Raw genomic sequence first — 12,163 nt, forward strand, 5'->3', positions numbered from 1 at the left:
TGGAAATCGAGGCCACCCGGTCCCGATGAAACGACTTGTCACGGCAGGCGGGCGCCTGCCGTGACGCCTGTTGCCAAGGCTTTTCCCCATGACAAACCGAAACTTCCAAGTCATCGAAAACGAATGGATCGTGCTGGGGGACGGCACGCGCCTTGCCGCGCGCATCTGGATGCCGGATGGTGCAGATGTCGACCCCGTGCCGGCCGTTCTGGAGTTCCTGCCCTATCGCAAGCGAAACGGCACCGCGCCGCGCGATGAAGCGACCTATCCGGCTTTTGCCGCCGCCGGAATTGCCGGCGTGCGCGTCGACATTCGCGGCTCGGGCGAATCCGATGGCGTCATCGACGGCGAATACACGCCGCTGGAACTGGCCAATGCGGTCGAACTGATCGAATGGATCGCGGCGCAGCCATGGTCGAACGGCAATGTCGGCATGATGGGGATTTCCTGGGGCGGCTTCAATTGCCTCCAGGTCGCGGCGCTGAGGCCGCCGGCGCTCAAGGCGGTCATTTCGATCGCCTCGACCGTCGATCGCTACAATGACGACATCCACTACAAGAACGGCACGCAACTCGCCGCGCAACTCGCTTGGGCCGGCACGATGCTGGCCTATCAATCCCGCTCGCCCGACCCCGCCATCGTCGGCGAGCGCTGGAAGGAGATGTGGCTCGAGCGCCTTGAGAACGAACCCTTCTTCATGGAGGACTGGCTGTCGCATCAGCGTCGCGACGACTTCTGGCGGCACGGGTCGACCTGCGAGGATTTCGACGGTTTTCCGGTCCCTGCCCTCGTGATCGCGGGCTGGGCGGACGGCTATCGCAACACGCCGCTGAAGGCGGTCGAGGGGATGCCCGGCAAGGCGAAGGCCCTGATCGGTCCATGGGTTCACAAATATCCGCATTTCGCATTTCCAAAGCCGCGCACGGATTTTCTCGGCGAGGCGATCGGCTGGTGGAACCGCTGGCTGCGCGACGACGGCGACGCGGCCGATGACATGCCGCAGGTCCGCGCCTTCATTCTCGACGGGCCGCGCCCGGCGCTCAGGCGCGAAAGCGATCCGGGCTACTGGGTGGCCAAGGACGAATGGGCGGCGCCGAGCCTGCTCGAACTCGAACTGGACGAGGCGCACCGCCTTGCGGCAGGCCCTAAGCGGCGCGCTTCAGGGCGCAGATTGCTGCGTTCGCCGCTCGACACGGGAACCGCCGCGGGCGAATGGTTCACCAGCAGCCCCGACGCCGAACTGGCAGGCGACCAGCGCATGGACGATACCGGCTCGCTGGTCTTCGAAACGCCTGTGCTCGACGAAGAACGCGTCATCCTCGGCCGGCCCGTCCTGCGGGTGAGGCTGGCCAGCGACAGCCCGCTTGCCAATCTCGCCGTGCGGCTGGTCGACGTCCACCCGGACGGAACCGCGACGCGCGTTTCCTATGGCGTGCTCAACCTTGCGCATCGAAACGGCAATGCAAAACCGCAGCCCCTGACCGTCGGTGAGGATCACCTCATCCGCGTCGAGCTTGATGCGTGCGGCTACCGTTTCGGGCCAGGACACGGCATCCGCCTCTCGATCTCGACCGCATACTGGCCGACCATCCTGCCCCCTCCCCACGACGCGACGCTCGATATCGACCTGTCTTCGCTGACCTTGGGTTTGCCGCTCATCGGCGCGCATCGGAAGATCGAGGTCGCTGCGCCCCCAAATCCCGATCCGTTGCCGAAATACCAGCCGATGGAGCCCGGCGAATCGCGGCGCTGGGTCGAGCGCGACTTGCAGAACGGCGTGACGCGATACCGGATCGTCGACGATGGCGGCCTCAATCGCCACCCGGAAAACGGCCTCGCTGCGCGGGATCGGCGCGAGGAAACATGGACCATCGTCACAAGCGATCCTCTCTCCATGACCGGCGAGACGCGATGGACCTGCGTTCTGACACGCGAGGGATGGGAAACCGTTACCGACTGCGTCTCGACCCTTGCCTGCACCGAGACCGACTGGCTGATCACCGATCGCGTCGAGGCGCGGCACAATGGCGAGACGGTGTTTGCGCGCAGCCGGGACCGGCGGATACCGCGCGACTGCATGTGACCCGATTGCTTCGCGAATGGCCGTCCCCGTGGCTGCCTTCAGATGACGTGCAGCGCGCCGAGGCTCGACTGCATCCCCGAATAGGGAAGGTCCGGGGCATCGATATACGACAGGCCGATCAGGTCGACCGCAGGCGCCGCCGCGCCCTCGACGAAGCTGAAGGCGGCCTCGCTGAGATCGGGTTCACCGGGAAGGCCCGAAGGCAGCGGGGCGATCGAGGCGGTGAGCGCGTCCGCGGCCGAAAAGCCGTCTGACGAACCGCCGTCGCTGTAGAACAGTTCCGACAAAAGCCCGCCGCCCAGATCGTTGACGATCTCCGCGCCGAGCACGTCGGATGGCAGTTCGAAGAGTTTTCCGCTTGCCGTCCCGCTCGGATCGAGCAGCGGCTTCAAACCGTCCGCAATCGTCTCGACCGTCGGAACCAAGTCGCCGATCCGGGCAAGTTCGGTCTCGACCGTGGATGCGGCGTTCAGGTCGCGGGCGATCGAGACGGCCGTGTCGGCGATCTCCGCCGCGATGGACTGGGCGAGACCGGCGGCAAATCCGTCCGCATGAAGTCCTTCGGCGACCTGCCCGATCGCCGAGACAACCTGATCGGAAATGCGCGACGCGATGGCCTCGATGTCGGCGGCGGCCGGAGCGTCGGTTGCGACGGGTTCGGACGGCGGCTCTTCGCGCGGCGCGGTCATCGCCCGTTCGACCGGCTGTGGATCGGGCGGTGTTGTCCGGTCCGGCACGTCGCCGGCCGGAGTCGGCACGGGCGCATCGTCCGCTCCGGCAGGAGGAAGCGAAAGATCCCGAGACGCGGCTTCATCCATCATGATGTCGCCCGTCGCCAGCAATGCGGACAGGGGATCGCCGGCGTCGACGGCGGACGCAGCCGTTTCGAGCGCGGCGTCCTTGCGTGCGGCTTCGGCCTGAACGACGCCCAGCATCAGGGCGCCGGCGGTGGTGCCTGCCGCAATCGTCTCGGCCGACATCGACGACGGGGCGGGCCGGGCCGAAGTGGTTTCACTGCTCGATTTGACGCGTCTGGTACTCATGTCGATCTCGCTTTCATCGCTCGCGCAATGCGGTGTCGAATTCGTCGAAGAGCGGGCTGGTCAGATAGTCGATCAGCGTGCGCGCCTCGGTCGGCATCACGACCTGCACCGGCATTCCCGCCTGAAGGGGAAAATTCGACGCCGCCACATCGTCAGCGTCAAGCCGGACCTGGATCGCGTAATAGGCTTCGCCGGTGCGCTCGTCCTCCAATCGGTCGGCCGACACCGTCTCGACGAGGCCGCTCAGGTCGGGGCGGGTGCTGCGCGGGGCGGAGAGAAGCTGGATTTCCGCCCGCTGGCCGGCGGCGATGCCGTGAAGCTCGGTCAGCCGCAGCCGCGCATCGACGAAGAAGGGCGCGGCGGACGGCACGATCTCCATCAGGGGGGCGCCGGCGGCGATCACCCCGCCCTCGGTGAAGACGGAAAGCGCGACGATCTCGCCGCTCGCCGGCGCGCGGATGTCGGTGCGCAAAAGCGCGTCTTCGGCTGCCGCGATCTTCGGCTCGACTGCCGAAAGCGCAGCTTCCGCGTCGCGCAATTCCTCGGTGACGGCTGCAAGACGCGACCGTTCGAGGCCGGCGATCTCAGCCTGCGCCTCCGCGACGGCCTCTCCGGCCGATGCGATCTCGGCACGCTTGGCGGCAAGGGCGGAACGCAACTGCGAGGCATCGCGCTCGAGCGCCAGGACGCGGGGCCGCGGCGTATATCCCTGTTCGAGAAGCGTGCGCGCGGCCTCCAGTTCCTCCTCGGTCAGGGCCGCCTGTCGCTCCAGCCCCGTGGCCTCGACCTCGGCGCCGTCGCGCCGCGTCTGAAGCTGTTCGATGCGGCGCCGGACGACGGTGACGGCGGATTCGTGCTGGCGAAGCCGCGCCGCCATCAGCGCGCGCTCGCTGGCCACCGCCTCGCCGAGCGTCGCGGCGTCGATGCCGTCGATTCCGGCCGGCGGCTCGAAATCGGCCGCGCCGTCACGTTCGGCGACGAGGCGCGCATGGCGGGCGGCAAGGCCGGCCTTTTCGACCAGCAACACGTCGCGGTTGGAACGCGGCTCGGTATCGGACAGGGTGACGACGATCTCGCCTTTCTCGACATGCTGGCCCTCGGTGACCGCGATCTCCTTCACCACGCCGCCATAGGGATGCTGCACGCTTTGCCGGCGGCCTTCGACTTGCAGGCTGCCTTCGGCGATCGCGGCATCGGAAAGCGGCGCGAACGCGCTCCATCCGCCGATCGCCAGAACGAAGGCGGCGATCACCACGAGCCCGATGCGGGCCGGAGTCTGCGGGCGCGACCAGGTGGCGCGGTCGTCGGGTTCGTGCGTCATGCCGCCCTCGCCTTTTCCATCTCGGGCACGACCTTCTCCTTGATATGGGCGTAGACCGCATCGGGCGGGCCGCAGGCTTCGAGCCGGCCTTCGCGCACGAACATCAGCACGTCGACCACTTCGAGAATCGTCGTGCGGTGGGTGACGAGCACGATGGTCGTGCCGCTCTTCTTGATCTCGACCAGCGCGTCGCGCAGGCCCGTTTCGCCGGCCGCGTCGAGATTGGCGTTCGGCTCGTCGAGGACGAGGAAGGCCGGTTTGCCGAGAAGCGCGCGGGCAAGGCCGAGCCGCTGGCGCTGGCCGCCCGAAAGTCCGACGCCGCCGGGACCGAGCACCGTGTCGTAGTGCTTCGGCAGGTCCATGATCATGTCGTGGATGCCCGCCGCGCGCGCCGCCGCGATCACATCGTCGATCGACGCCTCGCCGAAGCGGGCGACGTTCTCGCGCACCGTTCCGGCGAAAAGACCGACATCCTGCGGCAGATAGCCGATCTGCCGGCCGAGCGCATCGCGGTCCCATTTGGCATAATCGAGCCCGCCATAGCGCAAGGTTCCGGCCGACGGATCGATGGCGCCGATGAGAAGCCTTGCCAGCGTGCTCTTGCCCGAGCCGCTGGGACCGACGATCCCGACGGCGCTCCCGCCCGCAATCTCGAAGGACACGCCGGACAGGATGGGTTTGCGCTGGCCGCCGATCGCGTAGCCGACGCCATCGGCGACAATGGCGTTGGTCGTGTGGGGAAGGATGGTCGTGTCTTCGGGCCGCGGCACATCAGCCAGAAGCGCGCGGACCTGACGATAGCCTTCCCGCGCCTCGCTGAACTGCTTCCAGGTCGAGACACCCTGCTCGACCGGAACGAGCGCGCGCCCCAGCACGATCGAGGCGGCGAAGATGGTTGCCGGCATGATGATGCCGTCGATGGCAAGCCACGCGCCGGCGCCGAGCATCAGCGCCTGAAGGAAAAGCCGCGCGAAGCGGATGCCGGACGAGACGACCGCATTGCGGTCGCTGGCGAAGGCCTGGCGCGTCAGCATCGTGTCGCGATTGCCCTGCCAGTGCCGCTCGATCGCCGGCTGCATCCCCATCGCGATGACGACGTCGGAATGGCGCAGGATATTCTCGGTGAAGGCGTAGGAACGGTTGCCGGCGTGCTCCGAAGCGGTCAGCGCCGGCCGCGTCAGCCGTTCGTTCAAAAGCGCAAGGCCGAGCAGCATCACTGCGCCGAGCGTCGCGACGACGCCGAGCAGCGGATGGATGAAGAAAAGCAGCGCCAGATAGATCGGAATCCAGGGAAGGTCGAAGGCGAAATGGATGCCCGGTCCGGTGATGAAGCTGCGGAACTGGTCGAGCTGGCGCAATTGCTGCGATCCGCGCGAATAGCCCTGCCGGGCCGATTTGGTCACCAGTGCGGAAAAGACGCGCTTGGACAACCAGTTGTCGAGCTTCATGCCCGAGCGGATCAAGACCTGCGCCCGCAATGCGTCGAGAAAGGCCATGGTCACGAGCGCCGCAAGCAGGATCAGGGTCAGGAGACCGAGAGTCGTCACGTTCTCGGAGACGAGCACGCGGTTGTAGATCTGCATCAGGTAGAGCGGCGAACTCAGATAGAGCAGGTTGATCGCGCCGCTGAAGAGACCGGCCATCGCGAAATGCGGAAGAAGCCTCCGCAGCGCGGCGCGAATCTCGTCTGTCGGTCCATGAGAAGACACGGATTGCATCCCGATAGGAGGTGCGGCGGGGGCAGAGGCCCCGCCGCATTCATTTCAGGCGATCTAAAGAAGGCCGCCCAGAAGGCCGCCATTGTCGCTGTCGACGCTGCTCGCGCTGGCCGACTCGCTCGACGAGCTGGTTCCGATCACGATCGGCGAGGCGAAGCCGAGGCCGACATCTCCGATTCCGACGAAGTCGTTCGATTCCATGCCGCCATTGTCGTCTTCCCGGTTCGACGAACGCAGGATATCGGAAGCGCCCAAGGCAAAGCCCGGCGATGCGCCGAAGTCGAAGCTGGACGAGTTGGATTCCGCGTTGGCGCTCTCGCGATCCGAGCCGCCAAGAAGTTGGTCGAGGATGGACATTTGATTGTCCTTTCTGCTTCAGGTTTCCAACGCCCGGCTCGCTCCTTCAGGGAAGGAAATCCTGCCGGGCAACACCGCCTGTCTGGTGGTGTCGGGGCGAAGAACAGCACGAAGACGCCGTCCGTTCCATTTTTTCAGAGCCTTGATTCTTCAAAAGAATTTACCGCCGTCGCGAACAAGATTGACTGAAACTTTTCATAAAATCCCTCGTATCATGCGCTTGGCGCGAGGCGGCCAATCGCCATTTTCGAGGCCGGACTGCGCGCCGAAATGGCGGTCCAGCCGGGTGTTGCGGGCCGGTGCCGCCATCTGGACAACGGTCTCGATCAGATGAGTGCGGGGTTCGGTCGCGCCACGTCGCGGCCATCTTTCACCACTGCATCCGCAGGAAGCGCCCGTCGCTCACGCAGATGTCAGGTCAATTTTTCAAAAGAGACAGGGCACGGCCGAATGATTAACGTGCCGCCGATTGCGTCGGAAACGACGCACCGTGGATGAATCGGAGCTTTTCAATGACGGAATACACCCCACCGAAGGTCTGGACCTGGGACAAGGAAAGCGGCGGCAGATTCGCCAGCATCAACCGGCCGATTGCAGGCGCGACGCACGAGAAGGAATTGCCGGTCGGCAAGCATCCCTTGCAGCTTTACTCCCTGGCGACGCCGAACGGCGTCAAGGTCACGATCATGCTGGAGGAACTGCTTGCCGCCGGTCACGAGGGCGCCGAATACGACGCCTGGCTGATCCGCATCAATGATGGCGATCAGTTCGGCTCGGGCTTCGTCGCCGTCAATCCGAACTCGAAGATCCCGGCGCTCGTGGACCGAAGCGGCGACACGCCGGTACGTGTGTTCGAGTCGGGCGCGATCCTGACGCATCTGGCCGAAAAGTTCGGCGCTTTCCTGCCGACCGACCCGGCCGCGCGCGCCGAATGCTTCTCCTGGCTGTTCTGGCAGATGGGCGCCGCGCCCTATCTCGGCGGCGGCTTCGGCCACTTCTACGCCTATGCGCCGGCCAAGTTCGAATATCCGATCGACCGCTTCGCGATGGAGGTGAAGCGCCAGCTCGACGTGCTTGACCGGCAGCTTGCCGAACGCCGCTTCATCACCGGCGAGGACTACACCATCGCCGACATGGCGATCTGGCCCTGGTATGGCGGGCTGGCAAAAGGCTGGCTCTACGAGGCGGGAGAGTTCCTGCAAGTCCACGAATACAGGAATGTCGTGCGCTGGGCCGACGAGATTTACGCCCGCCCCGCCGTCAAGCGCGGCCGCATGGTCAACCGCGCCTTCGGCGATCCGGCGAGCCAGCTCCACGAGCGCCACGACGCCAGCGACTTCGATACGAAGACGCAGGACAAGATCGCGACGGCGGCCGGATAGCGATCAGCCCTCCGCCGGCGGGGCGATCGGCCGACCGAATGCGTCGACAGGGCCGAGGGATTTTGCGCCTTCGGCCTGTCGTTCCAGCGCGCGGCGATGCCCGCCGCGCGCGCGGATGCGGCCGAAATAGGCGTTGAGCATATCGGAAAACTCGGCGTCGAGCCCGATCGTCGCCGCGAGCATCAGCGCATAGCCGACCGAGATGTCGGCGGCGGTGAAGCGGCCGGCGCAAAGGTAATCGCGGCCCGCCAGCCGCGCGTCGACCGCGCGCAGGCGGGCGAGGAACCAGCGCTCATAGTCGTCGGCGACCTGCGGCAGGCGCCGCTGCTCCTCCTCGAAATGGCGATAGCGCAGCACCAAAGTCTGCGGAAAGGTCAGCGTCGCCTCGCCCATGTGAAGGAAGTTGAGATAGGCGCCGTAGTCGGCTTCGTCCGGCGTGACGGCAAGCGGGCTCGGGCCGTGGCGGGTCGCCAGATAGTGGCAGATCGCGGCGGATTCGGTCATCCGCGTTGCGCCATCGATCATCAGCGGAATCGTACCGAGCGGGTTCATGTCCTTGTAGCCGGGCGCAAGATAGCGCGGCGGGAACGGCAGGACGTGGAGCGTGTAGGCCAGCCCCATTTCCTCCAGCGTCCAGAGGGGGCGGAAGGAACGGGCGTTCACGCAGTGGTAGAGGTCGATCATCCGTCTTTTCCAGTGCCGCCGGTCAGGCGCTTTTCGAGTTCGTGCCGCATGATCTTGCCGGTGGTGCTGCGCGGCAGGTCGGCGTCGGTGACGAAACGGATTTCCTTCGGCACCTTGTAGCGTGCGATCTCGGTGCGGCAGCGCTCGATCAGCACCTGCGCGTCGAGCTTCTCCTTCGCCACCACGAAGGCGATCGGCACCTCGCCCCATTGCGGATCGCTTCTGCGCACGACGACCGCGTCGGCGACTTCGGGCTGGGCGAGCAGCACGCGCTCGATCTCGGCCGGATAGACGTTCTCGCCGCCGGATTTGATGAGGTATTTGCGCCGGTCGACGAAGGCGAGCGTGCCGTCCGGGTTGCGCCTGAAGACGTCCCCCATGTGGAACCAGCCGCCGCGGAAATCCTCGGCATTGGCCGCCTCGTTGTTCCAGTAGCCTGAAAAGAGCGCCGGGCTGCGGATCGCAAGCTCGCCCGGCTCGCCCTCTGGCACCTCGCGGCCGTCGGGATCGACCAGCTTGATCCGGCAGAACGAGCTCTGGCGCTTGTCGAGCGAGGCCGGCACGACGCCGACCGGGATGGTCGAGAGGGAGGCGGGCGGAAAACCGGTCTCGGTCGCGCCGAACGTGTTGAGATAGGGTGCGCCGACCGCGCTCGTGATCTCGGCAAGCTGCTCGCGCGGGACGAGATCGGCCATCACGCCAACCCATCTGACGCCGCGCGCCGGCCGCCCGTCCGCCTTCATCGCATCGAGGAAGGCAGTGATCATGCCCGGCATCAGCGTCAGCCGGCCGAGCGTTTCGGTGGCAACGATCCGCGCCAGTTGGTCGGCGTCGAACCCGTCGGTGACGATCACCTTGCCGCCCTGGATCAGCGTCATGAAAACGGTGTCGGTCGAGACCATGTGGAAGAGCGGCGCCCAGGCGACGAAGGCGTCGTCGGCCGTATTCGGCATGTCGGTCATCTGGATGTAGGCGCGCGCGATCTCGGCCCGCTGGCTGATCAGCGCACCCTTCGGCATTCCCGTCGTCCCGCTCGTATAGAGGATGACGAGCCCGTCCTCGCCGTCGCATCTGTCGGAAACTGGTGCGGGGCTCACAGCCGTGAGCGCGGCTTCATAGGGCGCGCCGAACTCCAGCGTCGGCGCGATGTCGGCGAGCGCGGCCGCGCGTTCGGAAAAGCGGCGTGAGGCGAGGATCAGCTTCGGCGCGACGAGTTCGACGCAGTGGCGCAGTTCGGCGTCGGCCAGCCGCCAGTTCTGGGAGGCGGCGATGACGCCGAGCTTGGCGCAGGCGATGAAGGTCTCGATATATTCGCAGCGATTCTCGGAAATTATGGCGATACGGTCGCCGCGCTTGACGCCGAACCCCGCCAGATGATTGGCGAGGCGTGTGCTGCGTTGGTCGAGGTCGCGATAGGTGACGGTCCGCCCGCCCTCCTGAAGGGCGATCCGTTCCGACCCTGAGCGCACGGCATTGGCGAAGAGCGCCCCCATGGTGAGGCCGGACGATAGGCGGACGATGTGCGGATCGATGCCCGGTGCCGGCACCACCTGGTCTTCATTCGTCAACGCATCTCCTCCCGATTCACGCAACGCTCGGAAGGGAGCATGACCGGCCGCCGCGCGCAACGCGTCAGTCAGGTTCGCGCGGATTGAAATCGACGAAGAAGCCCCAGACGGAAAGGGCGAAGAAGGCGGCAAAGATCAGGCCCCAGACCGTGGCGCCGGTCGAGAACTCGAAAACCGCCCAGCCGCCGGCGACCGCGCAGACGGCAAGCCTGATCCAGAGCGGCCGGAAAAACGGATGGTTTGTGTCGAAGAGCTTCACGCGACGACCCAGTGGAGCGGGAACATCGGATCGAAGACGGTGATGTCGTCCTCGCCGGTATTGCGCTTCCTCGGATAGTCCCACGCCGCCGCGCGCTTCTCCAGCGTGATCGTCGCCTCGTTGGGCGGCAGGCGATAGAAGGCAGGGCCGTTGAGCGAGGCGAAGGCTTCGAGCCGGTCGAGCGCGCCGTCCTCCTCGAAGACATGGGCGAGGCAGGACATGGTGTTGAGCGAGGAATAGATGCCGGCGCAACCGCAGGCACATTCCTTCAAGGGGTCGACATGGGGTGCGGAATCCGTGCCGAGGAAGAAGCGCGCGTCGCCCGACGTCGCGGCGCGGCGCAGCGCCAAGCGGTGTTCCTCGCGCTTGGCGACGGGCAGGCAGTAGTAATGCGGGCGGATGCCGCCGGCGAGGATGGCGTTGCGGTTGATGATCAGATGATGCGTGGTGATCGTCGCGCCCATGTTCTCGGGCTGCGAGCTGACGAAATCGACGCCGTCCTTCGTCGTGACATGCTCCATAACCACGCGCAGTTCCGGCAGCCGCGCGCGCAGCGGGGCAAGCACGCGTTCGATGAACGCCGCCTCGCGGTCGAAGATGTCGATCGCCGGATCGGTGACCTCGCCATGGACGCAGAGCGTCATGCCGATCGACGCCATGCGTTCGAGCACCGGCATGACCTTCGCGATGTCGCGCACGCCGCTTTGCGAATTGGTCGTAGCGCCGGCGGGATAAAGTTTTACGGCGGTAACGAGACCGGAGCGGAACCCGGCCTCGACATCGTCGGCGCTGGTGCCTTCGGTGAGGTAGAGCGTCATCAGCGGCGCGAAGTCGTGGCCGGCCGGGATGGCGGCGCGGATCCTGTCGCGATAGGCCGCGGCGTCCGTCGTCGTCACCACCGGCGGAACGAGATTGGGCATCACGATCGCGCGGGCGAAATGCGCCGACGTGTCGGACGTCACCGCCTTCAGCACCGCGCCATCGCGCAAGTGCAGATGCCAGTCGTCCGGCCGCCTGATCGTCAATCGCTTCATCTCGTCCTCCAGCCGCATCCTGCGGCTCTCCTTAGACGATTTCGGCAGCGGGCCGAAAGACCACCTATATGCTTTTCGACGGACGATGCGGGATCGAGAGCGAGACCTGCGAATTCACGTCTCGAACAATGGAAGGAGATTTCAATGGACCGCAACGACCAGCAGGCGATCGAGGAACTGTTCGGCAAACTCGCCGAGGTCGAACGGCAGGGACAGAAGCGCGACGGTGAATCGGAAGACTTCATCCGCGACCGGATCGCGCGCCAGCCTGGCGCACCCTATTACATGGCGCAGACCATCGTCGTGCAGGAAGAGGCGCTGAAGGCGGCGCAGGCGAGGATCGCCGAACTCGAATCGAGCGCGGCGCAGGGCTCGGGCGGTTTTCTCGGCGGCCTCTTCGGCGGCGCGGCGCAAAATGCCAGAGGCTCCGTTCCGCGCGTCGGGCGTTCGCCGATGGGCGCGCCGCGCGTGCCGCAGCAAGCTGCCGCGCGCGCGGGAAGCGGCAGTTTTCTTGGCGGCGCGGCGCAGACCGCGATGGGCGTGGCCGGCGGCGTTCTTCTCGCCAACATGCTGGGCGGCATGTTCGCCGGCGACGCGGAGGCGGCCGATGCCGGCGCGGACGAGGCCGAAGCCGATTTCGAGGATCCCGGCATGGATGGCGGCGATTTCGGCGGTTTCGACATGTGACGTTTCGTGGCGAGTCTCCGGCCGGTC

12 protein-coding genes are annotated in these 12,163 nt (G+C 66.2%); 4 read left to right on the plus strand and 8 right to left on the minus strand.

Annotation, left to right across the window (positions count from 1 at the left end; all coding sequences use genetic code 11):
• The first annotated feature begins 88 nt into the window (after window positions 1–88).
• Entirely contained in the window at window positions 89–2,083 is a 1,995-nt protein-coding gene (locus PZ895_RS17725) for a CocE/NonD family hydrolase (protein ID WP_275840313.1), read from the plus strand.
• A 38-nt stretch (window positions 2,084–2,121) separates the two neighbouring features.
• On the opposite strand, the gene PZ895_RS17730 is transcribed toward PZ895_RS17725, so the two are convergent.
• The 4 genes from PZ895_RS17730 to PZ895_RS17745 all read right to left on the minus strand — a co-directional run bounded on the left by PZ895_RS17730 (window position 2,122) and on the right by PZ895_RS17745 (window position 6,522).
• Window positions 2,122–3,126, minus strand: coding sequence for a hypothetical protein (locus PZ895_RS17730; protein ID WP_275840314.1), 1,005 nt, complete (start codon window positions 3,124–3,126; stop codon window positions 2,122–2,124).
• A gap of 13 nt (window positions 3,127–3,139) precedes the next feature.
• Entirely contained in the window at window positions 3,140–4,447 is a 1,308-nt protein-coding gene (locus PZ895_RS17735) for an HlyD family type I secretion periplasmic adaptor subunit (RefSeq protein WP_275840315.1), read from the minus strand.
• The gene (locus PZ895_RS17740) at window positions 4,444–6,090 is read right to left on the minus strand and encodes a type I secretion system permease/ATPase (RefSeq protein WP_275840316.1); all 1,647 of its coding nucleotides are present in this window, start codon (window positions 6,088–6,090) and stop codon (window positions 4,444–4,446) included. The genes PZ895_RS17735 and PZ895_RS17740 overlap by 4 nt, the downstream gene beginning before the upstream one ends.
• Window positions 6,091–6,219: 129 nt before the next feature.
• Entirely contained in the window at window positions 6,220–6,522 is a 303-nt protein-coding gene (locus PZ895_RS17745; RefSeq protein WP_275840317.1) for a hypothetical protein, read from the minus strand.
• Between PZ895_RS17745 and PZ895_RS17750 the strand changes: the two genes are divergently transcribed.
• Both PZ895_RS17750 and yghU read left to right on the plus strand, forming a co-directional pair.
• Window positions 6,523–6,711 carry a hypothetical protein gene (locus PZ895_RS17750; RefSeq protein WP_275840318.1) on the plus strand — a complete coding sequence of 63 codons (189 nt, stop codon included), beginning with the start codon at window positions 6,523–6,525 and terminating at the stop codon, window positions 6,709–6,711.
• Window positions 6,712–7,034: 323 nt separating this feature from the next.
• Window positions 7,035–7,904 (plus strand): glutathione-dependent disulfide-bond oxidoreductase, encoded by an 870-nt coding sequence (yghU, locus tag PZ895_RS17755; RefSeq protein WP_275840319.1) that lies wholly within the window; start codon window positions 7,035–7,037, stop codon window positions 7,902–7,904.
• Between the two features lie 3 nt (window positions 7,905–7,907).
• On the opposite strand, the gene PZ895_RS17760 is transcribed toward yghU, so the two are convergent.
• The 4 genes from PZ895_RS17760 to pyrC form a co-directional block, all read right to left on the minus strand.
• Window positions 7,908–8,588, minus strand: a complete 681-nt coding sequence (locus tag PZ895_RS17760; protein ID WP_275840320.1) for a glutathione S-transferase family protein — start codon at window positions 8,586–8,588, stop codon at window positions 7,908–7,910.
• Window positions 8,585–10,156 carry an AMP-binding protein gene (locus tag PZ895_RS17765; RefSeq protein WP_275840321.1) on the minus strand — a complete coding sequence of 524 codons (1,572 nt, stop codon included), beginning with the start codon at window positions 10,154–10,156 and terminating at the stop codon, window positions 8,585–8,587. Before PZ895_RS17765 ends, PZ895_RS17760 begins: the two co-directional genes overlap by 4 nt.
• 64 nt (window positions 10,157–10,220) lie before the next feature.
• A complete protein-coding gene (locus PZ895_RS17770) occupies window positions 10,221–10,415 on the minus strand; it encodes a DUF3329 domain-containing protein (RefSeq protein WP_275840322.1) in 195 nt (64 codons plus the stop codon).
• The gene (gene pyrC, locus PZ895_RS17775; RefSeq protein WP_275840590.1) at window positions 10,412–11,449 is read right to left on the minus strand and encodes a dihydroorotase; all 1,038 of its coding nucleotides are present in this window, start codon (window positions 11,447–11,449) and stop codon (window positions 10,412–10,414) included. The genes PZ895_RS17770 and pyrC overlap by 4 nt, the downstream gene beginning before the upstream one ends.
• A gap of 144 nt (window positions 11,450–11,593) precedes the next feature.
• Here pyrC and PZ895_RS17780 point away from each other — a divergent pair, with 144 nt between their 5' ends.
• On the plus strand, window positions 11,594–12,136 hold the full coding sequence (locus PZ895_RS17780; RefSeq protein ID WP_275840323.1) for a DUF2076 domain-containing protein: 543 nt from the start codon (window positions 11,594–11,596) through the stop codon (window positions 12,134–12,136).
• Window positions 12,137–12,163: the final 27 nt, after the last annotated feature.

It is taken from the genome of Mesorhizobium sp. YIM 152430 (assembly GCF_029210365.1).
In the GTDB taxonomy this organism is placed as follows: Bacteria; Pseudomonadota; Alphaproteobacteria; order Rhizobiales; family Rhizobiaceae; genus Aliihoeflea.

Excerpts from the sequence above, each read along its gene's own strand:
- PZ895_RS17725 (WP_275840313.1), top strand. The coding sequence starts at position 89 with ATGACAAACCGAAACTTCCAAGTCATCGAAAACGAATGGATCGTGCTG.
- PZ895_RS17730 (WP_275840314.1), bottom strand. The coding sequence starts at position 3,126 with ATGAGTACCAGACGCGTCAAATCGAGCAGTGAAACCACTTCGGCCCGG.
- PZ895_RS17735 (WP_275840315.1), bottom strand. The coding sequence starts at position 4,447 with ATGACGCACGAACCCGACGACCGCGCCACCTGGTCGCGCCCGCAGACT.
- PZ895_RS17740 (WP_275840316.1), bottom strand. The coding sequence starts at position 6,090 with ATGGCCGGTCTCTTCAGCGGCGCGATCAACCTGCTCTATCTGAGTTCG.
- PZ895_RS17745 (WP_275840317.1), bottom strand. The coding sequence starts at position 6,522 with ATGTCCATCCTCGACCAACTTCTTGGCGGCTCGGATCGCGAGAGCGCC.
- yghU (WP_275840319.1), top strand. The coding sequence starts at position 7,035 with ATGACGGAATACACCCCACCGAAGGTCTGGACCTGGGACAAGGAAAGC.
- PZ895_RS17760 (WP_275840320.1), bottom strand. The coding sequence starts at position 8,588 with ATGATCGACCTCTACCACTGCGTGAACGCCCGTTCCTTCCGCCCCCTC.
- pyrC (WP_275840590.1), bottom strand. The coding sequence starts at position 11,449 with ATGAAGCGATTGACGATCAGGCGGCCGGACGACTGGCATCTGCACTTG.
- PZ895_RS17780 (WP_275840323.1), top strand. The coding sequence starts at position 11,594 with ATGGACCGCAACGACCAGCAGGCGATCGAGGAACTGTTCGGCAAACTC.